The sequence below is a fragment of the Terriglobia bacterium genome, assembly GCA_020073185.1.
Lineage (GTDB): Bacteria > Acidobacteriota > Terriglobia > Terriglobales > Acidobacteriaceae > JAIQGF01.
In genome coordinates this window covers 1-20,948 of record JAIQFT010000024.1, presented here as the reverse complement: position 1 = coordinate 20,948, position 20,948 = coordinate 1, and the positions used below count along the sequence as shown (strand labels likewise).

18 protein-coding genes are annotated in these 20,948 nt (G+C 61.4%); 9 read left to right on the top strand and 9 right to left on the bottom strand.

Annotated features, from left to right (window positions below):
- Positions 1–523: 523 nt before the first annotated feature.
- The 3 genes from LAN64_10485 (at position 524) to LAN64_10475 (ending at position 4,638) form a co-directional block, all read left to right on the top strand.
- Complete coding sequence (locus tag LAN64_10485; GenBank protein ID MBZ5568262.1) at positions 524–2,944, top strand: TonB-dependent receptor; 2,421 nt, start codon at positions 524–526, stop codon at positions 2,942–2,944.
- A gap of 315 nt (positions 2,945–3,259) precedes the next feature.
- A complete protein-coding gene (locus LAN64_10480; protein MBZ5568261.1) occupies positions 3,260–3,523 on the top strand; it encodes a hypothetical protein in 264 nt (87 codons plus the stop codon).
- A gap of 209 nt (positions 3,524–3,732) precedes the next feature.
- Entirely contained in the window at positions 3,733–4,638 is a 906-nt protein-coding gene (locus LAN64_10475) for a S8 family serine peptidase (protein MBZ5568260.1), read from the top strand.
- Here LAN64_10475 and LAN64_10470 read toward each other — a convergent pair.
- Together LAN64_10470 and LAN64_10465 are read right to left on the bottom strand one after the other, a co-directional pair.
- Entirely contained in the window at positions 4,569–5,339 is a 771-nt protein-coding gene (locus LAN64_10470; GenBank protein ID MBZ5568259.1) for a GAF domain-containing protein, read from the bottom strand. The two genes, LAN64_10475 and LAN64_10470, sit on opposite strands and share 70 nt — an antisense overlap.
- A gap of 205 nt (positions 5,340–5,544) precedes the next feature.
- Positions 5,545–6,813: an MFS transporter gene (locus tag LAN64_10465; protein MBZ5568258.1), complete on the bottom strand. Its 1,269-nt coding sequence runs from the start codon at positions 6,811–6,813 to the stop codon at positions 5,545–5,547.
- A 152-nt stretch (positions 6,814–6,965) separates the two neighbouring features.
- Between LAN64_10465 and LAN64_10460 the strand changes: the two genes are divergently transcribed.
- From LAN64_10460 to LAN64_10445, 4 genes are all read left to right on the top strand, one after another.
- Positions 6,966–7,247, top strand: a complete 282-nt coding sequence (locus tag LAN64_10460) for a hypothetical protein (GenBank protein MBZ5568257.1) — start codon at positions 6,966–6,968, stop codon at positions 7,245–7,247.
- Between the two features lie 130 nt (positions 7,248–7,377).
- The gene (locus LAN64_10455; protein ID MBZ5568256.1) at positions 7,378–9,384 is read left to right on the top strand and encodes a RiPP maturation radical SAM C-methyltransferase; all 2,007 of its coding nucleotides are present in this window, start codon (positions 7,378–7,380) and stop codon (positions 9,382–9,384) included.
- A gap of 5 nt (positions 9,385–9,389) precedes the next feature.
- Positions 9,390–10,631: a YcaO-like family protein gene (locus LAN64_10450; GenBank protein MBZ5568255.1), complete on the top strand. Its 1,242-nt coding sequence runs from the start codon at positions 9,390–9,392 to the stop codon at positions 10,629–10,631.
- The gene (locus LAN64_10445) at positions 10,628–12,058 is read left to right on the top strand and encodes a hypothetical protein (protein MBZ5568254.1); all 1,431 of its coding nucleotides are present in this window, start codon (positions 10,628–10,630) and stop codon (positions 12,056–12,058) included. Before LAN64_10450 ends, LAN64_10445 begins: the two co-directional genes overlap by 4 nt.
- 40 nt (positions 12,059–12,098) lie before the next feature.
- Here the strand turns inward: LAN64_10445 and LAN64_10440 are convergent, their stop codons facing one another.
- Positions 12,099–12,461 carry a hypothetical protein gene (locus tag LAN64_10440; GenBank protein MBZ5568253.1) on the bottom strand — a complete coding sequence of 121 codons (363 nt, stop codon included), beginning with the start codon at positions 12,459–12,461 and terminating at the stop codon, positions 12,099–12,101.
- A gap of 196 nt (positions 12,462–12,657) precedes the next feature.
- Between LAN64_10440 and LAN64_10435 the strand changes: the two genes are divergently transcribed.
- Complete coding sequence (locus LAN64_10435; GenBank protein MBZ5568252.1) at positions 12,658–13,182, top strand: hypothetical protein; 525 nt, start codon at positions 12,658–12,660, stop codon at positions 13,180–13,182.
- Positions 13,183–13,225: 43 nt separating this feature from the next.
- On the opposite strand, the gene LAN64_10430 is transcribed toward LAN64_10435, so the two are convergent.
- Positions 13,226–14,647 carry a DUF4412 domain-containing protein gene (locus LAN64_10430; GenBank protein ID MBZ5568251.1) on the bottom strand — a complete coding sequence of 474 codons (1,422 nt, stop codon included), beginning with the start codon at positions 14,645–14,647 and terminating at the stop codon, positions 13,226–13,228.
- Between the two features lie 61 nt (positions 14,648–14,708).
- On the opposite strand from LAN64_10430, the gene LAN64_10425 reads away from it, so the two are divergent.
- Positions 14,709–15,647, top strand: a complete 939-nt coding sequence (locus tag LAN64_10425; GenBank protein ID MBZ5568250.1) for a DUF2470 domain-containing protein — start codon at positions 14,709–14,711, stop codon at positions 15,645–15,647.
- Positions 15,648–15,687: 40 nt separating this feature from the next.
- Here LAN64_10425 and kdpC read toward each other — a convergent pair whose 3' ends face one another.
- From kdpC to LAN64_10400, 5 genes are all read right to left on the bottom strand, one after another.
- On the bottom strand, positions 15,688–16,278 hold the full coding sequence (kdpC, locus tag LAN64_10420; GenBank protein ID MBZ5568249.1) for a potassium-transporting ATPase subunit KdpC: 591 nt from the start codon (positions 16,276–16,278) through the stop codon (positions 15,688–15,690).
- Positions 16,279–16,287: 9 nt separating this feature from the next.
- Positions 16,288–18,312, bottom strand: coding sequence for a potassium-transporting ATPase subunit KdpB (kdpB, locus tag LAN64_10415; GenBank protein MBZ5568248.1), 2,025 nt, complete (start codon positions 18,310–18,312; stop codon positions 16,288–16,290).
- A 6-nt stretch (positions 18,313–18,318) separates the two neighbouring features.
- Positions 18,319–20,121 carry a potassium-transporting ATPase subunit KdpA gene (kdpA, locus tag LAN64_10410; GenBank protein MBZ5568247.1) on the bottom strand — a complete coding sequence of 601 codons (1,803 nt, stop codon included), beginning with the start codon at positions 20,119–20,121 and terminating at the stop codon, positions 18,319–18,321.
- A gap of 1 nt (position 20,122) precedes the next feature.
- Complete coding sequence (gene kdpF / locus LAN64_10405; protein ID MBZ5568246.1) at positions 20,123–20,212, bottom strand: K(+)-transporting ATPase subunit F; 90 nt, start codon at positions 20,210–20,212, stop codon at positions 20,123–20,125.
- A gap of 116 nt (positions 20,213–20,328) precedes the next feature.
- Entirely contained in the window at positions 20,329–20,862 is a 534-nt protein-coding gene (locus tag LAN64_10400; GenBank protein MBZ5568245.1) for a porin, read from the bottom strand.
- Positions 20,863–20,948: the final 86 nt, after the last annotated feature.

Genomic DNA, 20,948 nt, shown 5'->3' with positions numbered 1-20,948 from the left:
GGCGACCAGCAATCGGGGCATCGTCACCTGCGCAAAGTGCAAACCGAGCGGGTGGGCGAAATAAGCTCTGGTCGCTCCGCGAAACATGGCGTACGCAACGACTACGATGATTAAGCCGACCAGCGCCCCGCCGACGCCACCCACCAATGCTCGAAGGAAGCTCTCTTCATCTGTCCGGCCCGATGTACCCGCCCGAAATGCCAGATACGACAGGCAGGCGGTGACAACAGCGAATACCACTGAAGAAACTCGGAAAAAGTGTGGGGTTATCGCGAGGACGCCGATGCTGCGTGCGGCCAAGGCTGCAAAACAAACCCCCGAGGCAGCGCCAATGGCCGCAACGATCCAACGTCGTCCTCTTCCTCTCATGCTGGCGGATTCTACGACTCCCTACCTCTAAGTTCCTAATCGCTCTTGCCAGATGCTGCTTCGGCGCAGGTTCTCAGTCAAATGGCGGGTGTCAGAGTAGCGCGAGGGGATAAGAAGCTTTCGCGCGTGGTCGAACGGTTAAACTAAGCAGTACGTGCTCCGACTCTGCGCCATTGTTGGCCTGCTCCTGCTGGCCGCCTCCGCCAGCGGGCAATCCTCCTCGTTGCGGCTCACCGTCACCGACGAAAACGGCATTGGCGTCCCCGGGGCTGTCATCCAACTGCAAGGCCCGGCGGCGCTGCGTTGCGAAACCGACCACGCCGGCCGCTGCTCCTTCCGCGCGCCTGCCGGGTCCTATCGCCTCGCCATCAATAAGGACGGCTTCTACGCCCTGAGCACGGACCTCCGCCTCCCCGAGGTCTCGCATCTCGATCTGAACCTGGCGCACGTGCAGGAGGTGAAGGAAAGCGTGGACGTGGTCGCCTCCACGCCGCAGATTGATCCCACCCAGATCGCCAACACGCAGTCGCTCGACTCGCAGGAGATCATTGATATCCCGTACCCCACCACGCGCGACATCCGCGAAGCCCTGCCGCTGATTCCCGGCGTCGTGCGTGACTTCTCCGGCCAGGCGCACGTCGCCGGCGGCGCCACCTGCGAAACTCTGGACACCCTCGACGGCTTCAACATCGGCCATCCGGTTACCGGCACGCTCGATCTGCGCTTCAGCTCTGACGCCGTCCGCGAGATTGACGTCCAGGGAAGCCGCTACTCCACCGAGTTCGGCCAGTCATCCGCCGGCGTGATCGGCTTCGCCACCGGCATGGGCGACGACCGGGTTCGCTTCTCTGCCACCAACTTCATCCCCTCGGTGCAGAACAAGAAGGGGCTCAATTTCGACAAGTGGACGCCGCGTGCCACTCTCTCCGGCCCCATCGTCAAAGGCAAAGCCTGGTTCCTGCTCGCCCCCGACGGCGAGTACGACAACAACATCATCAAGGACCTGCCCTCCGGCGCCGACACCAATCCTTTGTGGCGCGTCAGCAGTCTCGCGAAGGTGCAGGTGAACCTGACGCAGGCGAACATCCTCAGCGGCAGTTACCTGATAAATCATTTTCACTCCGACTTCGACGGCCTCTCGTTCTTCACCCCGAAGGAGACCACCCTCCTCCGCGACGACGGCGCCTACCTCGCTACCATCAAGGACCAGCACTATTTTTCCAGCGGCATGTTGTTTGAAATCGGCGCCGCCGTGAACCAGTACGACGACACCGCGCGCCCGATGGGCACGTTACCCTATGTCATGACTCCCGGGCTGGCCCGCGGCAATTTCTTCGAGAGCACGCGCGGCAGTTCTCGCCGCATCGAAGGCATTTCCAATTTGTATCTGCCGCTGCAGCACCTCGGCGGGCGTCACGAAATCCGCGTCGGCCTCGTTATCGACCGCCTTGACGACACCCAGCACATCCAACGCAGCCCCATTTCCATCCTGCGGGCCGACGGCACTCTCTACAGCCACATCGTGTTCACCGGCCCGCACACGTTTTCGCAGGACAACATCGAACTCGGCGCCTACCTGCAGGACCGCTGGTCGCCCACCGACCGTCTGCTTGTACAGGCCGGCATCCGATTCGACCACGACCGCTTCGTCGGCCGCACCATGGTCGCGCCGCGCCTTGGCGTCACCTACAAGCTCAGCAACAGCGGCGACACCAAGCTCAGCGCCGGCATCGGCATCTATCACGACGCCACCAACCTTGAACGCGTCACCCAGCCGCTTCAGGGCGGGCGCTTGCAGTACATCTACGACGCAACCGGAACCACCATCGTCGGGCCACCGCTCCCCACAGCGTTTTCGCTGAATCGCAACACGCTCGCCGTTCCGCGTTTTCTGAACTGGAGCGTCGGGCTTGAGCGCCGCCTGCCCGCCGCCATCCTGGTCAACGCGCAATACATGCAGCGCGACGGCTCGCACGGCTTCGCGTACACCAACCTGTCCACCGTCCCGCTCATCGGCCAGTACCTTCTCACCAACACCCGCCGCGACCACTACCGCGCCTTCCAGATCTCGGCCCGCCGCTCCTTCAGTGAAAACCACGAAGTCCTGATCGCCTACACGCGCTCACGCGCCCGCTCCAACGAAGTCGTGGATTTCACCCTCGATAATCCTGTCTTCAGCCCCCAAGCTTCCGGCGCCCTTCCCTGGGATTCGCCCAACAAGCTCGTCTCCTGGGGATTCCTACCGTTCCCCCGCACGAAAAAGTGGGACATCGCATACTCCGCCGACTGGCACACCGGCTTCCCCTTCAGCGTCGTCAATCAGAAGCAGGAGATCGTCGGCTCGCCCAACTCGCGCCGCTTTCCCGACTACTTCGCGCTCAACCTCTTCCTCGAGCGCCGCTTCGCCCTGCGCGGCCTCAACCTCGCCCTGCGCGGCGGTTTCGAGGACCTCACCGGCCGGCGCAATCCCTTCACGGTGAACAACAACATTGATTCGCCCAACTTTCTTCAGTTCGAAGCCGCCACCGGCCGCGCTTTCACCGCCCGCATCCGCTTCCTGGGAAGGAAGAGATAACGACCTGCGTGCTTCGGTTCCTTTACGGTTTAGTTCTCAAGGCACGGCGCAAGCGTTCCAGTCCTGGTTCCGAGGTCTGGGGCCACTGTTGATTAGTCGCCCTAACCAAGGCTATGGGCCTGAAACTCACGGGTGAAGCCGGATAATAATCCCGATCATTGGATGGTTGCTGCACGGTTGCTCTTTTTGATTCCTGCACCACCACTCATGCAGCGGGTCGCGCTAAAATCTGACAGATTCATTTCCCGCCACTCTTGTCGATCAACAAAGCGCCGATTCTCCCGCCACCTTTCGTCGCTTAAGAGGAGGTGTCGCATGACCCCGGAAACGCAGCAGACTGAATACCCGTACTCGGTGAAGATCGAGACCTCGACAGGCCAGTCGGCCACTGTCACCATCGCGTTCCTGACGCCGAAGCAAGTGGAAAATTTTCTTCAGTTTGACTTTAAGCGGCTGACGCAAGAAGCGGGTGTAAAGGGCGCCCGCATTCATGTGGAACGGGCCATGACCGCTGACTACGAGAAGGTCCTCGACGAGGTTACGTCGTGTCTGCGGACTTCCACGGAGAAAGCGGCTTAGAACGGATTCGAGATAGTGTAGTGGCCCTCTCATGTACCTCAGCGGCTGAAGCCGGAATGATGGTAATGGCTTTTCCGCAGGCCTAAAGGCCTGCGCCACCCAGGTACCGATACAGAAAATCCTATACCGGTCGCCAGCAGCATCGTCGTAGAGCGACGGCGAGCAACGATGGGTTGCAGCGGTGCTAAACTCTCCGCACGATGGCGAACATGGAGCCAGCATGGAGCTGGGGTGAGGATCCTTCCGGGACCACCCCTTTTGTCGAGACCGCGCCGTTCCTGGAATCGGCGACTCCGGAGGAGGTTTTCGGCGGAAGCACTGGGCGCGGAGTCAAGGTCGCCATTGTCGACAGCGGTGTCGACAATGCCCACCCGGCGGTGGCCGGCGCAGTCCGCGGTTGGGTGGAACCCGAATTCGGCGAAGACGGTGGGCTCACGATTAAAACCGCCCCACACGAGGATGCATTCGGGCACGGGACGGCATGCGCCGGGGTAGTGCATCGCATCGCGCCCGAGGCCGAGCTTTACAGCGTGCGAGTGCTGGGCGCCGGCCTGGTGGGGCGCGCGCAGAGCTTCGCCGAGGGGCTGCGGTGGGCGGTCGAGAACGGCATGCACGTAGTAAATCTTAGCCTGGGCACAACCGTCCGGGACTATTTCCACCTACTTTACGAGCTGGTCGACCAAGCCTATTACCGTGGCACGGTTCTGGTAACCGCTGCCAACAACATGCGGGTGCTCAGCGCTCCCTCACTGTATGCACCCGTCATTTCCGTGGCCTGCTATCAGGGCGCGAGCGACGACGACGTGCTCAATTATTGGTGTAATCCCTCTCCCCCGGTGGAGTTCGGAGCGCCCGGCATTAACGTCCGCGTGGGATGGTTGGGCGGCGGCTACATTACGGCCACGGGAAACAGCTTTGCCGCTCCCCACATTACCGGCCTGGTGGCTTTGCTGCGCAGCAAGCACCCGCACCTGACTCCATTCGAGGTAAAGACGCTGCTCCGCGCATCGGCTCGCAATGCACGCCGCAGTGTCGACGGCGGCACTCAGGACCGGCGGAGGGCGCCGTCGGCGGAGGCTCGCCGCGGCCCGCCGGCCAGGCGAGACCGAAGGTAGCTCGCGAAACTTTCCAGCAAAGCGCGACAGGCCGCGGTTTCGCCGTTTCCGTATTGCACGATCTCGTGAATCAGCCCCGACAACTCCATGGCGTGGCGGTGCGCAGGATCGTTTACGTCTCGCGCAACCGCGGCTGCCGCCTTCTCGATCCCTCGCTGGCGCCCGGGTGAGACCGGGCCGAAGGCGGAAATCAATTGCATCAGCATGGAGGTGATTGAAGTCTGGGCGCGTGACTGCTGAATGGCGATGGCTGCCTGGTTCGCGAACAGGCCCAGGGTCTCCAGGTCGGCTGCGCCAAAAGATTCCTTTCCATTCTTGTCCAGAAGTTCGAGGACACCGATGACGCGGTCCGCATAAAGGAGTGGCACGGCAAGGATGCTCTGCGGCATGTAGCCGACGCGACGAGCAACGTCGGCGGCGTGACGTGGATCGCTCCCCACATTCGATATCGCCATGGCCTGCCCGGTGGCGGCGACCAGTCCAACAATGCCATGGCCCATCGGTACCCTGATCTTGCGCAGCTCCTCGCTTTTCTCGCCCTGAACCACCTCGAATACCAGCTCTTTTGCGCTTTCGTCGAGCAGGCAAAGCGAAGCGGCGCGCGCATCGATCACGCGGCTCGCGGTGCGAACGATCATCTCCAGCAGTTGGGATTGCGCAACCGGTGCGGCAATGACGTTGGCGGATGCCCCCAAGCTCATGGCCCGCCGCAACTCCTGGACGAATGTGGCCTTGCGCGCGCCACGACGCCGTTTCTGAGGTTGTGCGCGTTGGCGTTTCGTCCGTCCGCCTCCTGGCATGAGGGTTTGTTTTTCCGCGGTGCTCTGCGGGTCGTGATACCCCACCCCGGTTAGCGTTGTCAATAGCGGGCGGGATTGCACCCGGCATTGTGCTTTGCCATCTAGCTTACGTGATGGCTCTGCTGGCCCCGGTGAGCACCATCGCGGCCCCCGTTAGCAGGACAAGCGCCCCGGCCACCAAGTACATCGCCGCCAGATGCGCCCCGGCCGCCGCTCCTGCCAGCACGAACGAGATGGGGGTCAAGCCCACCGCCGAGAACATCAGGACGCTCATCAAACGGCCGAGCATATTCGGGGGCACTTGTGACTGTATCCACGACATGATCTGGATGTTCACAAAGCCTGCACTCAGGCCCATCACCGCCAGCAATGCGCCCACTGCGACCAGCCGATAAACCATCGCCAAACCGAACAGGTCGAACGCGGTGGCGAAGGTCAGCGCGGTCAAGAGCCAACCACGGTGCCACAGGCGCGGTAGCGCACCCGCCAGGATCATGCCGGCCAGCGCGCCACCTTCGAAACAGGAGAGCAGGATCCCGTAAGCCGCCGCCGATCCGAAACGGAAGTTGGCCATAGCCGCCAGCCCCACCGCGAGCGGCCCGGCAACGCACACGTTCAAGACGGTTGAGACGACAAACAGCAGTCGCAGGGAGGGATCTTGAACGACATACCGCAACCCGTCGGCGATCGACCGCAGCACGCTAGGCGGGGCAGCAATCGCCGGTGCGACAGTCTGGGCTGCCGCTGCAGGCGCGCCTGGTTGGAGCGGCTGATCCGGCATCCACAGCAACGCCAAAACTGGACCCAGAAAGCTGGCCGCATCGATCCAGAAGGCCGGCGCCAGACCCCAACGTTTGATGGCCAATCCAGCAGGGGCCGGTCCGATCATCGTGGTCAGTTGCGCACTGCCCTGAAGCATGGAGTCGGCGGCTGCATACTGCTCCGGCCGCACCAGGGAGGGCAGCAGTGCCGCGCTGGCGGGAGACGAAAAAGCATCGGCAACCCCAAAGGCGCACGCCAACACGTAGATGTGCCACAGCCGAATCACTCCCAGCCCAGTGAGTGCGGCGATGGCTGCCACCAGCACAATTCTTATCGCGCCGGTCGCGATCAACACCTTCCGCGGCAGGAACCGATCGGTGACTGCTCCACCCACCAGCATGAGCGCGGCCCGCGGAACCGCTTCCGCCATGAGAATGGTCCCCAGCGCCAGGCTCGATCCGGACAGCTTCAGCACCAGCCAGGGCAAGGCCACCAGAAAAAACTGGTCGCCGAGCAGCGAGACCGTCGCGACAATCCACAGAGTGCGGAAGTACCCGATCTTGAGCGGGTGGACTGCAGGCTGGGATGGAGCTGCAGCCGGCGTAGAGGTCATGGATTCCCCTGGGTGCGCAATGATAATGCACTTTACATAACCGATGAGCGATTCAGCGTAGGGCCCTTGCACTCCTTGACAGGCAGACGGAGCTAGTCTAGATTACGCGTCTCGTTCGCCCAGGATGTGGGGGCAGCGCAAGGAGAACGACGATGACTCAGGAGCGGCAGGAGCCGTATACCGAACGTGAGTTTTCCGAGCTGGCAAAGAAGCTGAAGGCCCTTGGCGGCAACCTTAGCCCGAAGGAGAATGCCTTCCTTACCGACGTGCTGGACAACGCCGCCAAAGCGGCCAAGGGTGGCGAAGTCCAAGCCTACGGCATGAAGTATGACGAGCAGGGGTACAGCCCAGAGAAGGGTTCTGGCGGCCCGCAGGCAGCTATGTCGTTTCCAACCATCTCTATCAAGATCAAAGGCACTTTCGTGGAAAAGTGAGGTTAGCGAGTTCATCGCTGAGCGGCCTCCCTATCTGATCGAGATCGATCCTGGCGCTTTAAGGCACGGATAAGGCTCTATGCCTGGGCCGGTGTCTGTAGTGTGCGCAGTCGGCGGGACTGATGTGCGAGTGCTCTTCGTTAACATGCCGTTTGGCTCCATCCGCCCCGCCATGGGCGTCAGCCTGCTCAAAGCGCTTTTGCAGCGCGTGGGGTTCGCGAGTGAGGTGCTCTACCTCAACTTGCGCTATGCGGAACGCCATGGGAATGAGTTCTTCCAAACCGTGGCCTGGCTCAGCCCACCGGAAGCCCTGATCGGCGACTGGATATTCTCAGGGTGCGTCTTTGATGGAGCAGGGGCACGCCAGCGCGATTTTCTGGAGATGTTGGGTGGGCGTTATCGGCCGTGGCTCCACCAAAGAGAGGACGTGTTCTTCGCTGAGCTGCGCCGCGCGCGCGATGCCGCGCCGGCATTTCTAGACGGGTGCATGGCCGCCGTGGACTGGGCAGCGTACGACATTGTGGGATTCACCACCAATTTCACCCAGAATCTGCCCTCCCTGGCTCTGGCTCAGCGCGTCAAGCAACGCTACCCAAAGCTCCCGATTGTGTTCGGTGGGGCCAACTGCGAAGGTGCGATGGGACTGCAACTCCACCGCTCATTTCCCGCGATTGACTTCGTCTGCAGTGGCGAAGCCGACATCAGCTTTCCCCAGTTACTGGAGCGGATGCGCACTGGGCAAGACGTACACGGCGTTCCCGGCGTGATCTCACGCAAGGACGGCACCAGCTATTTTTCCAGCCTGCATCCGGAGCGTGTGAAGGACCTGGACACGCTTCCCTATCCCGACTATGACGACTACTTCGCGGAGGAGAACCGTGCTCCGATTGCGGAAGGCTCCGGGCACGTGCTGATGGAAACGTCGCGCGGATGCTGGTGGGGAGAGAAGGCGCACTGCACGTTTTGCGGCCTCAACGGGCTTTCCATGCAGTATCGGGTCAAGAGCTGGCAGCGGGCGCTGGATGAGATCATCGCGCTGACCACCCGTTATCAAACTCCCAAGGTGGAAATGGTCGACAACATTCTCGACATGCAGTATTTCCACGACTTGTTTCCCGAACTCATCAAGCGCGGAATTGCCCTCGATATCTTCTACGAGACCAAAGCGAACCTGCGGAAGGAGCAGGTGGCGTTACTCCGCGAGGCCGGGGTTAGGACCATTCAGCCCGGAATCGAGAGCTTCAGTACGCGCGTGCTGAGTCTGATCCGCAAAGGTACCACTGCGTTGCAGAACGTGGAGTTGCTGAAGTGGTGCAAGCAATTCGGAGTGAAATGCAATTGGAACTTAATGTATGGGCTTCCGGGGGAGGAATCCAGCGAGTACGAAGAAATGGTCTCGCTGATTGCTGGCCTGCACCACTTGGAGCCACCGCAGGGGTGCGGGCCTGTCCGGGTGGATCGGTTTAGCCCCTTTTTCGTCAATCCCGAGCAGTTTGGATTGTGCAACGTGCGCTGCGACCGGTCGTACGCTTACGTCTACGACCTGCCGGAGAGCGAGCTGGCGAACCTTGCTTATTACTTCGAGCATGATTACGCGGACGGCCGCGATCCCTCCACCTATACCGTCGGACTTCAAGAAGCGGTCGCCGCTTGGGAGGCGAATGCCAACCGCAGCGGTTTGATCCACAGGGACGATGGCAACACACTCACGATCCAGGATGATCGCGTCGGAGCGCTTCAGCGTACGATGCGACTGGGCGGAGTAGAACGGGCGCTCTACCTCTTCCTTGATCGGTACCACTCGTGGAGGGCGCTGGTGGAGGAGGCCGCCGAGTTGGGGCGGACGGAGGCGGAGGTGGAGACGTTGCTGCGCCGCTGGATGGAGTTGCGCCTGGTGGCGAAAGCCGATGGCCGTTACCTCGCCCTGGCGTTGCCGCCGCAGCGATCCAGCGAGCGCGAAGACGCGGAACGCAAGAGAATCGAGTTGGATGAAAGCGAACTCTGCGCACTGGGTGAGAAGCTGCACGCCTGGGACGGCGCGCTAACCCCTAGAGAACGAGCTATGCTAGGGCTTTTGCTCGGATCAGAGCGGGTCGAGTCCGGACCTGAGTCGGACAGCAAAGCGACAGAGGGATAGAAAGCATGGCAACATCCTTAACTCCCGGTCTTGCCAAGGCATACCGCGCAGGCACGCACCGACTGGTCTCGCCGCAAGAGACTGTCGAGCGAGTTCGCCCGTTCATGGCGAGCATGGGGATCACTCGGATTGCCGACGTAACTGGGCTGGACTGCATCGGCGTTCCGGTGGTGATGGTGGTGCGGCCCAACTCGCGATCCATAGCCGTGTCGCAAGGCAAGGGGCTGGACTTGTGGGCAGCCAAAGCTTCGGGCCTGATGGAGTCGGTCGAGGGCTATCACGCCGAGTATTTGACCACTCTGCCTCTGAAGTACGACAGCTACGCTGAGCTGAGCCGGACCCACCGCTTAGCGGATGTGGCGGAGATGGCGCGCGAGGATCCCTGCCTCTTCCACCATGATCGTCCGCTGCTGTGGATACAAGGTTTCGACCTTCTCGCCGAGGAGCCGGTGTGGCTGCCCTACGAGCTGGTGCACACGATTTACACCGTGGACAAGACATTGTGTCCGGGAAATTTTGCGGCCTCATCCAACGGTTTAGCCTCCGGCAATCATTTGCTGGAGGCAATCAGCCACGCCATCTGCGAGGTCGTCGAGCGGGATGCCACAACTCTGTTCTTCCTGCTGTCCGAGGAGGAGCGCGACAGGCGGCGCATCGATCCGGACACAGTCGACGATCCAGGTTGCCGTGAGGTGCTCGACAAATACGAGCAAGCGGGGGTCACAGTTGGGGTGTGGGAATCGACCACCGACGTTGGGCTTCCCTGTTTCGAATGCGGCATTGTCGATCGGGAGAGCAAGGGCTTGCGTGACCTGTATTCCGCCGGTGGTTCGGGCTGTCATCCGGCACGCGAGGTCGCCCTGTTGCGCGCCCTGACCGAGGCCGCCCAGAGTCGTGCCGCCTGCATCTCCGGCTCGCGCGACGATTTGTTTCGTACGATGTATGACCGGGCGATGTCACCCGAGGCTATCGACGGCCTGCGGCAACGGCTCGCCACTGGCACCCCAAGTCGCGATTTCCGTAAGGTCCCGACCTGGGAGGGAGATACCCTCGATGGCGATGTAGCCTGGGAACTAAAGCGATTGCAGGGCATCGGCATTGAACACGTTTTCGTGGTGGATCTGACCAAGCCGGAATTTGGGTTGCCGGTGGCACGAGTCATCATTCCCGGTCTGGAAGCCAAAGGCGTGGTGCCAAACTGCCGTTATGGCCGGCGTGCCCTTGCCCATATGGAAGTGAAGCAATGAGTGTTTACGTCTTCACCGGCCCAAGTTTGCCGCCTGAGCAGGCGCGAGAGTACCTGGATGCCGTGTTTCTGCCGCCGGTCTCGCAGGGAGACGTGTACCGTGCCGCTCGCAAGCAGCCCTGCGCGATCGGCATCATCGACGGCTACTTCGAACGCGTCCCGTCGGTCTGGCACAAAGAGATCCTCTGGGCAATGAAGAATGGGATTCACGTGTTTGGCAGCGCCAGCATGGGAGCGCTACGCGCGGTTGAACTGGAGGCCTTCGGCATGGAAGGCGTGGGCGCCGTCTATGAGGCGTTCCGCAGCGGCGAACTGGAGGATGACGACGAGGTCGCGGTAAGACATGGCCCCCCAGACACGGGGTATCGCCTGGCATCGGAGGCCATGGTCAACATCAGAATTACGCTCAAGAAGGCCCAAGCGACGGGCGCAATCTCTGCAGCTTCACTAGAGGCTCTGCTCCGAATCGCCAAGGCTCTCTTCTACCCGGAGCGGTGCTATCCGGAAGTGCTCCGACAGGCGCATCTGCATGGATTGCCGGCGGCGGAGTTGTGCGCCCTGGAGCAGTGGCTGCCGACCGGTCAGGTGGACCAGAAACGGGAGGATGCGCGCGCGATGCTGGCAATCATGCAGCAGCGCATCGCAGCGGGATTGACTCCCAAGCGCGTCTCCTACCCGGTGGAAAACACACACATTTGGCATGTCGCAAGCTCCATGCCGGGCGCGCTGGAGAGTGCCAAGGGCGGGTCAACCGTGCTTCCCACCACCCTGCGCGAGGAGATGCAAATCGAAGCCTCGTACCGGCGCGTCGCGCAAGGCGCGCTGGTGCGTTTCCTGGCTGCCACCGAGGCTTCTCGTCAAAACATCTTGCTCAGCGCCGAGCAGCTCCAGGAGACTGGCGATCGGTGGCGGGACAAACGCGATCTGGCGGACCTGAAGCGTTTTCAACGCTGGCTCACCGAGCATGATCTGACCATCGAAACGTTTAGTCGGATGCTGAAGGAGGAGGCGCTACTCCAGTTGACCAAGAGCTGGGGAGTGCCGGACGTGGACAGCCGGATTGTCGACGAGTTGCTCATGACGGGCGAGTACGACCGGCTCGCGGCACGGGCCGGCGACAAGGAGCGCGCGCTTGAGTCGGTCGGGCTGCAGAATCCCAGCCTGTCCGAGGTGGGAGTGCCGTGGGACGATCTATGCCGCTGGTACTTCGAAGAGCGCCTGGGCCAGCCGGTACCCGGGGATGTGACCCGTTACGCGCGCGAATGCGGTTTCGAAGACGAAATGAGCCTGCGACGCGCAGTCCTGCGTGAGTATTGTTACTTAACCAATCAAAGCGTCGAGGCACCGAGTCTGTCGCAGTGGCAAAGAGGGGCGCGACCTCGACAGGATGCCTCGCTGACTTCCGGCGCCGGTGGTGCACCTTCTTGATGATGCCATCTCCGCCCGTGTCCGCTCCCTTCCCGCTGGCTCAGATGCCTTTACCGGGTATCTGCATTTCATTCAGCACACGCAGGAGCGCGTCTGGCCCATCGGCGCCGACGACGTAGCGATCACCCTCAAGCTCGGGCACTTCCCCATACACCCGCACCATCACGAGAAACCTTCCCTCGGGATTGTGTTCGCGGAAGATGCGCATGACTCGCCGCGCCTTTCCGGGCCACATGCGGTAGCAGACAATGGCAACGTCGAACCCGTTCTCACCGGACGCAGCTTCCAGCGCTGCTTTGTCCGACAGCGGCGCGAGCACTTCATGTCCTGCCGATTCCAGAACACGTTTGCGCAGCAGGGTGAGTTCCTGGTCAGCACTAAGGGAGAGAATGCGGAGCTTCATTCTTGAAGTTTCCTCGCTTGGGGGAGGATCGCCATGAGCTTACGAGAATTACCCGCCCGGTCCGATAGAATACCTCCGAGCCGAACGAAATCCATCAGTGAAAAAGGATGCGCTTGGGCTTCCTTGGGACGCGACTTACCAAGGAGCCGCGCACGATGAGAAACGCGGCCCATTCGTGAGCCGGTATACTTGCGACATGCGCACACTCATTGTGTTCCTGTTGCTGTCGGTGACATCGGTTGCCGTGGTCGCCGAATCGGCCGCCGGCATGCGCTGGACGGCCCCGGCTGGCTGGAAGAACGAAGGCGCTCGCCCGATGCGGGTGGCCACGTACGCGGTCGCGCCGGCACCCGGGGACAAGATCGGCGCCGAATGCGCCATCTACTTCTTCGGCGCGGGCCAGGGCGGGAGCGTTGATGCCAACATCGAGCGGTGGAAGGATCAGTTCCGCGCGCCGGACGGAAAACCCGCAGTGGCGCAGGTCGCCAAGCGGACGATGCAGGGATTGACCATCACCACGATTGACACGTCCGGCACGTACTCCGGGATGGGCGGTCCGCTTGCCGCTCAGCCGGCGGTCGCGGACTATCGCCTGCTCGGGGCGATTCTCGAAGGTTCGGACGGCAACCTGTTCGTCAAGTTCACCGGCCCGGCCAAGACCATCGCCGCCAATCGGCAGAAATTCGATCAGCTCATCGCGTCGTTCCATCCGGACAAGTAGCCGGTCAACACGGTGCAGCGTTCACGTATCCATCATTCATCGCTCAGTTGCGGGTGAGCGGCTTCTTGGGCGTCACGGGTTTTCTCACTGGAGCCGGTGACTTCTTGGACGGCTTCACGGGCTCGCGATCCTTCTTCACTTGCTCGGCGACTTTGTCCGCCTCCTTCTCGAAGGCGGCCATGACCGCATTGACGCCCATCTGCTCGCCATCAGCCGCCAGCGGCGCCTGCTTCAACTCCGGCTGCGGTTTGCCGACGCGATAGAGCGTCATCGCGAGCAGCGCCTGGTACCTGTTCTTATCCAGCGAGACGCCGCGGAGCGCGGCGGGCAACGCGACGCCTGTGCCCGGTGCTTTCACCTGACTGGCATCGGTGTAGAGAATGTAGTCGCAGTTTTTCAGCGCGGCTTCGGCGGCGATGGCCGGATCGCCGTCGGCATCGAGCGGAACGGCCTCCATCTGGCGCACCGTGACCTCGCTCATCAGGTTGATGCGGAGATTCTCGGTGGGCAGATGCTGGTCGCTCGCATCCTTGATCTTGACCACCCCGACGCGCACCACGCCGCTGGACTTAACGGCGACGGCGGGAGCCGGTGCAGCCGCCGGAGTCGCCGGCGCAGGCGGCGGCTCAGGCTCTGCGGTGGGTTCTGGAGCAGCCGCTGTGGTGGGCGGTATCGGTGGACGTCCGCCCATCATTTCGGCGGCCATGTCTCCCATGCTCAGCAGTTCCTGGTAGCTGCCGACGACTTTGCATCCCGCCGGCATCTCGAAGAGCGAAGCATTCAGTGGGGTGTTGGTCAGTTCGACGACTTCCGAAATCGTGGTAAAGCTGTGGCCCTCGGCCTGCACGGTGGTCGTCTGTTTCAGCGGATAGCCCGGAGAGGCAGCGCCCGAGCGTTTGATGCGCACCGTGTCCTGGCAGCCGCTTCGACCGCGCGAGGGCGGAGGCATTGTGCCCAAGGAGCAAGAGAACGCCGGTGCAATGTCGGCGTACCAGCCGTCGCTCTCGGTGTGCAGGCTGCTTTTCGAGCAGGCATCGGAGCTGGACTCGGCGTTCATCGTGGTCTTGATATGGCGCGCGGTAAGTCCGAGCATCTTCTGACGCTCGCCGGTGTCGACGATATTGACGTTGAACGTGATGGTACCGCCTTTGCGGTTGCTTCCGGTGGCGGCAGCAGGAGCGACAGTCGATTTACCGGATTCTTCGCCCAGCGGCATCACCATGCAGGTGTTCGCTTGCGGATTGATAGTGATGACCCGCTTCCGATCACACTGCGTGACGGTCACCAGACTGGGCCCCATGCCCATGCTCGCACCCTCGGTGCGCTCGCGGGCACCCTTGATGTAGACCGTGCTTTCCGTGTTGTGGCCCATGACGGTGTTGCGAGTCTTGATCTTAGAGTCGGCCGCAGCAGGAATGGATAACAGGAGCAGGGCGGCGAGAACGAGGCACTGTCGGTTGCGCATAAGCCCCCCGAACAAGATAAGAATTCATCGAAAAGGAAATTCTACCCAAGAATCCGCCTGCATGAGCTACCCATTATCGGCTTTCTCCCTTTCTGAATTAAACTCGTCCCGTGCCGCCGCCGCTTCATCGAATTCAGGAGCGACGAAACGTCGATGCACAAGATCATTTGAACGGACTGGAGAGCCGCGAGTGAGGTCGGTGAGGAAGCACGCGAGCGGTAGTCCGGTGACTGACCAGCCGGCGATCCCCGAGCCCTCGTTTGCCGAGCGCGCTCGCACCCTGTTGTACTTGTGCCGCATTGGCACCCTCTCCACCCTCTCGCGCAAACAGCCAGGCTTTCCCTTCGGTTCCGTGATGCCCTATGGCCTGGACGAGGTTGGGCGCCCCATCTTCCTGATCAGCACAATGGCCATGCACACCCACAATCTGCTGGCGGATCCGCGCGCCAGCCTGCTGGTAACACAACCGGATGCCAGCAGCGATCCCCTGGGCGCCTCCAGGGCCACCCTGCTGGGAAATGTTTTGGCGATAGGCAAAAAAGGGGAGATCGCCGAAGCGCGCAGACTCTACGTGGCCCGCCACGAGAACAGCCGATACTGGGTGGACTTCGAGGATTTTGCCTTTTACCGCATGGACGTGGTGAACGTGTACTACGTTGGTGGATTCGGCGTGATGGGCTGGATCTCCGCCCCGGACTATCAAGGCGCGCAACCAGACCCGCTGGCGGACGCTGCCGTCGGGATCATGGAGCACATGAATCGAGACCATAAGGATGCGCTGATTGTACTGGCGCGGGCTTTGGCCGGGATCGAAGCGCAGGAAGCAGCCGTAACGTCGATCGACCGGCTCGGGTTTCACCTGCGATTAAAGGCCCAGGATGGCGTGCGTGGCTGCCGCATTGCGTTTTCGCGGGAAGCGAGCAATCCGGCGGAAACCAGAAACGTTTTTGTGGAGATGGTTCAGCAGGCGCGGCAAAACGATAAGAGCGATGACCTGTAGCAGACGCCCGAAAATCCGGTCACGCCATTTTGAACAGTTATTATTTTGACGCCCTCTTCTGCAGGGGGTAAGTCGCGTCCAAATCAAGATTCAGTTCCAATACATTGACTCGCGGCTCGCCAAGAAACTGGAGCTGCCGTCCCGCCGTGTGCTTTGCGACCAACTGGCGCAGTTGGTCCTCGTTCATGCTGCGCTCGTGCGCCACGCGCCGCACCTGAAAATCAGCCGCTGCGGGCGTGATCTCGGGATCGAGACCCGACGCGGACGTCGTGACCATATCCACGGGCACAGGCTTGCCGGGATTCTCCGCCTGCAAGGAATCGGCACTCTGCCGGACGCGGTCAATCAGCGCCTTGTTCGTGGGGCCGAGGTTGCTACCGGCGGAGTTGGCGGCATCGTAGCCATTGGTCCCGGCCGCCGAGGGTCGCGAGTGAAAATATCCAGGGCCGGTGAATGGCTGGCCAATAATTCGCGATCCCACAATTGTTCCGTCGCGCTGGATCAGCTGTCCGTTGGCCTTGTTCGGGAAAATGACGCGGGCGATGCCGGTCACAACCAGCGGGTAGATGATGCCGAGGAGAACGGTGGTGGCGACGGTCATCAGAACAGCCGTGATTAAATTTTTCTTCATAACTAATTCCTATGCAAGACGGACGCTGGAGATCAGCATGTCAATCAGCTTGATCCCGATGAACGGAACAATGATTCCGCCCGCCCCGTAAATCCAGAGATTGCGGCGCAGCAGCGCCGCGGCGGCCATGGGGCGGTACTTCACGCCGCGCAGCGCCAGCGGAATCAGCGCGATGATGATCAGCGCGTTGAAGATTACGGCCGAAAGCACCGCCGACTGCGGTGTCTGCAGGTGCATGATGTTGAGCGCGTTCAACACCGGGAACGTGCCGGCGAACATCGCCGGAATGATGGCGAAATATTTGGCCACATCGTTGGCGATGGAAAACGTGGTCAAGGCGCCGCGCGTCATCAGCAATTGTTTGCCGATTTCCACCACCTCGATCAGCTTGGTGGGGTTGGAATCCAAGTCCACCATGTTGCCGGCCTCTTTTGCGGCCTGCGTGCCGGTATTCATGGCCACGCCCACATCGGCCTGGGCCAGCGCCGGGGCGTCGTTGGTGCCGTCACCGGTCATCGCCACCAGCTTGCCGCCCGCCTGCTCGCTTTTGATGAGATCCATCTTGTCCTTGGGAGTGGCTTGCGCGAGGAAGTCATCCACGCCGGCCTCGCGCGCGATGGCGGCAGCAGTCAGCGGATTGTCGCCGGTAATCATGACGGTGCGGATGCCGATGGCGCGAAGCTGGTCAAAGCGCTCCTTCATGCCTCCCTTGACAATGTCCTTTAGCTCGATCACTCCCAGCGCGCCGCGGCTTTTCTCCGCCACCACCAGAGGCGTACCGCCGGCGCGGGCGATCTGCTCCACGCTAGCCTGCACCTGAACCGGGAAGTCGCGGCCTCCCTGCTTGACAAAGTTGGCGATCGCGTCCACCGCGCCCTTGCGGATCTGGAAGCCATTCATGTTCACGCCCGACATGCGCGTCTGTGCGGAGAAGGGCACGAACTCCGCTTCGTGCTTTCCCAACTCGCGTCCGCGCAGGCCATATTTCTCCTTGGCCAGCACGACAATCGAGCGGCCTTCCGGAGTCTCGTCGGCAAGCGAGGAAAGCTGGGCGGCATCCGCCAGTTCCTGCTCGGTAACACCGGGCGCGGGAATGAAGCGCGAGGCCTGCCGGTTGCCCAGTGTGATGGTTCCCGTTTTGTCGAGCAGCAGCGTGTTGACATCACCGGCCGCCTCCACCGCACGCCCGGACATGGCAAGCACGTTGTGCTGAATCAGCCGGTCCATGCCGGCAATGCCGATGGCGGACAGAAGGCCCCCGATGGTGGTCGGGATCAGGCACACCAGCAGCGATACCAGCACAAACACGGTCTGGGGCGAGCCGGAGTAAATCGCGAACGGCTGTAAGGTCACCACCGCTAACAGGAAGATGATTGTCAAGCCCGCCAGCAGAATGTTCAGCGCAATCTCGTTGGGTGTCTTCTGCCGCTCGGCGCCCTCCACCAGGGCGATCATGCGATCGAGGAAGGTCTCACCCGGGTTCGAGGTGATCTTGACTTTGATTTGGTCGGAAAGGACGCGCGTGCCGCCGGTCACGGCAGAGCGGTCCCCGCCGGATTCGCGGATCACGGGAGCGGACTCGCCGGTGATGGCCGATTCATCCACCGAAGCCACGCCCTCGGTGATCTCACCGTCGGAGGGAATGAACTCGCCGGCAGAAACCAGGACCATGTCCCCGGCACGCAGCTTGGAACTGGGTACTTTTTCTATCTGCCCGTTAGCGAGCAAACGGTTCGCGACCGTTTCCGCCCTGGCCTTGCGCAGCGTGTCCGCTTGGGCTTTGCCGCGTCCTTCGGCCATCGCCTCGGCGAAATTGGCGAACAGTACGGTGAACCAGAGCCACAGCGTGATCTGCAGGTTGAACTTGAAGGCCGTGCCGCCGCGGAACAGCAGCACGGTGGTGATCACGCTGCCCACTTCCACCACAAACATAACGGGATTGCCCATCATCTTGCGCGGGTTCAGCTTCACGATTGCGTCCCAGATCGCGCGGCGCACGATCTTCCATTCCCAAATCGCTTTTTGTCTCGCCATAAATCCTCAGAAAGTCTTGCCGGCGCCCATCAGCAGGTGCTCCAGAATCGGGCCCAGGCTCAGAGCCGGGAAAAACGTGAGCGCTCCGACGATCAGGATCACGCCGATCAGCAGTACGGTGAACAGCGGCGTCGTCACCGGGAACGTGCCCAGGGAAGGCGGCACGTATTTCTTGCGCGCCAGGTTGCCGGCGATTGCCAGCATGGGGATGATCATCAGGAAGCGCCCAATCAACATGGTGAACGCGCCCGCGGTGTTGTACCAAAGGGTATTGGTGGTGAGTCCCGCGAACGCGGAGCCGTTGTTTCCGGCCTGCGATGTGAATGAGTAGAGGATCTCAGACAGTCCATGCGGCCCGGCATTCAGGATGCTTGAAGTGCCGAACGGCTTCACCGCCGAAATCGCCGTGAACACCAGGATCACCAGCGGGAACACCAGCACCACGAGCATGGCCATCTTCACGTCGTAACCTTCGATTTTCTTGCCCAGGTACTCCGGCGTTCGCCCGACCATTAGTCCGGCAATGAATACGGCGAGCACAATGTAGATGAGCATGCCGTACATGCCGGCGCCCACCCCGCCGAAGATGACTTCGCTCAACATGATGTTGACCAGCGGCACCATGCCACCCAGGGGGGTAAAGGAATCGTGCCAACCGTTGATCGCACCGCAGCTTGCGTCGGTCGTAACCGTCGCCCACAGGGCGGTGTTGGCAATTCCGAAGCGAACGTCTTTGCCTTCCATGTTTCCGCCGGGCTGTGACGAGTTGGCGTGTTGAGCTACGGCTGCGGGATACAGCGGATTGCCCCGCGCCTCAGCCCAGTACGCCACGGTCACGCCCGCCACAAACAAAATCGCCATCGCGGCCCACACCGCCCACCCATGGCGCGGCGATCCTGTCATCCGCCCGAGTGTGTAAGTCAATCCGGAGCCGATGGCGAAAATAGACACCAACTCAATCAGGTTGGACAGGGGTGTCGGATTCTCAAACGGGTGCGAACTGTTGGCGTTGAAGAAGCCGCCGCCGTTGGTGCCGAGTTCCTTGATGATTTCCTGCGAAGCAACGGGCCCCTGGGCGATGGTTTGCTCTGTGACCACATCCATGACGGGCTTGCCGTCCGGGCCGAGCACCGGCTTTGCATTCGCGTCCAGCTTCTGCACCTGTTGCGGTTCAACCAGCTTGACCGTGTCGTAGGGCTTCAGGTTCTGAACCACGCCCTGCGAAACCAGGACCAGCGCGCCCACGATGCAGAACGGCAGCAGCACCCACAGGCAACTGCGGACCATGTCCACCCAGAAATTGCCGATCGTCTCCATCTGGCGGCGCGCGACGCCGCGAATGAAGGCAATGGCCAGCGCAATGCCCACCGCCGCCGAGATGAAGTTGTGGTAGGCGAGGCCGGCCATTTGGGTGAAGTAGCTCATGGTGCTTTCGCCACCGTAGTTCTGCCAATTGGTGTTGGTGGTGAACGACGCAGCGGTGTTGAATGCCAGGGCTGGAGGTGAGACCGCGCCCATTTTCTGCGGGTTAAACGGCAGATAGCCCTGAAGCCGCTGCATCAGATACAGCACCACCATCGACACCAGGCTGAACAGCAGCATGGCGACGGCGTATTCGGTCCAGCGCATCTCGTGGTCCTCGTCCACGCCCGTCACGCGGTAGAGCAGCCGCTCGAGGGGACGCAACACCGGATCCATGAATGTCCGCTCGCGGTTGAACACGCGCGCCATGTAGACCCCGAGCGGCTTGGTCACCGCCAGGACCAATAGCAGGAAAACGACAATCTGTAGCCATCCGTTGGCTGTCATGTCAGAACTTCTCCGGCCGCAACAGCGCGTAGACCAGGTACACGGTCATCAGCGCGCTGACGGCAAGCATGATTGCTGATTCCAGATGCATACGTTTCTTCCTCACTTCACGCGGTCACAGAACCGCACATATCCGATCGACATTGCGAAGAACGCGATGGTCGCCACGATGAAAATCAAGTCCTGCATAAGTCTTGTCTCCTGCAACTACCATGTCCCTTGTTTTTGTCCCCACCACCAGATCAACCCGAGAGTCGCGGTGTTCCGTTCCTTCTTCAGCACATTGGCAAGGTCGGTGAGAAAAAACGGCTGGTTGGAGAAATCGCGTCTCCATTCGCCGCGCATCAGGAACCCCTCGGCGAGACGGTATTCGGTAGTGAAGGTGGTCTCTTTCAGCGCTTGCGTTACCCCGCTGAACAGGCCGCCACGATCCGACAGGTATTCAGCCCGAGCCGTTAGAGCCACCTTAGGTGTGAGTTGATAATGCGCGTATGCTGCACCGCCTGTGACGTGCGCCGGCGCGGAGCGCTCGAACGAACGGTTGATGACGTAATCGGCTTCCCCCACGAGGGTGAGCTTTGACGTGGCATTCCATGTGACATAAGTGTCGAGCAGGTGGAAGCGTCCGTCCGGAGTAGGCACAATGTTGGCTGTCGATAGTCCGGGCTGTGTCGGCAACGCCGCAAAACCGGAGAGTGTCCCGCTTTTAGTTGGAGGTTGAAGAGCGGCGCTCGGGATCATGTTACGCGACCTCCTGCTTAGTCGCAGCTTTTTCTGTTTCTCCTCTTCCTAGGATTGCTCTCAGTTGCCAGATGTCCTTCCAGCCC

Bases quoted from the DNA above. Each gene is read 5' to 3' on its own strand.
- LAN64_10435 (MBZ5568252.1), top strand. From the start codon at position 12,658: ATGCGCACACTCATTGTGTTCCTGTTGCTGTCGGTGACATCGGTTGCC.
- LAN64_10430 (MBZ5568251.1), bottom strand. From the start codon at position 14,647: ATGCGCAACCGACAGTGCCTCGTTCTCGCCGCCCTGCTCCTGTTATCC.
- LAN64_10400 (MBZ5568245.1), bottom strand. From the start codon at position 20,862: ATGATCCCGAGCGCCGCTCTTCAACCTCCAACTAAAAGCGGGACACTC.
- LAN64_10425 (MBZ5568250.1), top strand. From the start codon at position 14,709: ATGAGCTACCCATTATCGGCTTTCTCCCTTTCTGAATTAAACTCGTCC.
- kdpB (MBZ5568248.1), bottom strand. From the start codon at position 18,312: ATGGCGAGACAAAAAGCGATTTGGGAATGGAAGATCGTGCGCCGCGCG.
- LAN64_10475 (MBZ5568260.1), top strand. From the start codon at position 3,733: ATGGAGCCAGCATGGAGCTGGGGTGAGGATCCTTCCGGGACCACCCCT.
- kdpF (MBZ5568246.1), bottom strand. From the start codon at position 20,212: ATGCATCTGGAATCAGCAATCATGCTTGCCGTCAGCGCGCTGATGACC.
- LAN64_10445 (MBZ5568254.1), top strand. From the start codon at position 10,628: ATGAGTGTTTACGTCTTCACCGGCCCAAGTTTGCCGCCTGAGCAGGCG.
- LAN64_10480 (MBZ5568261.1), top strand. From the start codon at position 3,260: ATGACCCCGGAAACGCAGCAGACTGAATACCCGTACTCGGTGAAGATC.
- LAN64_10470 (MBZ5568259.1), bottom strand. From the start codon at position 5,339: ATGAGCTTGGGGGCATCCGCCAACGTCATTGCCGCACCGGTTGCGCAA.
- kdpA (MBZ5568247.1), bottom strand. From the start codon at position 20,121: ATGACAGCCAACGGATGGCTACAGATTGTCGTTTTCCTGCTATTGGTC.
- LAN64_10440 (MBZ5568253.1), bottom strand. From the start codon at position 12,461: ATGAAGCTCCGCATTCTCTCCCTTAGTGCTGACCAGGAACTCACCCTG.
- LAN64_10465 (MBZ5568258.1), bottom strand. From the start codon at position 6,813: ATGACCTCTACGCCGGCTGCAGCTCCATCCCAGCCTGCAGTCCACCCG.
- LAN64_10460 (MBZ5568257.1), top strand. From the start codon at position 6,966: ATGACTCAGGAGCGGCAGGAGCCGTATACCGAACGTGAGTTTTCCGAG.
- LAN64_10450 (MBZ5568255.1), top strand. From the start codon at position 9,390: ATGGCAACATCCTTAACTCCCGGTCTTGCCAAGGCATACCGCGCAGGC.
- kdpC (MBZ5568249.1), bottom strand. From the start codon at position 16,278: ATGAAGAAAAATTTAATCACGGCTGTTCTGATGACCGTCGCCACCACC.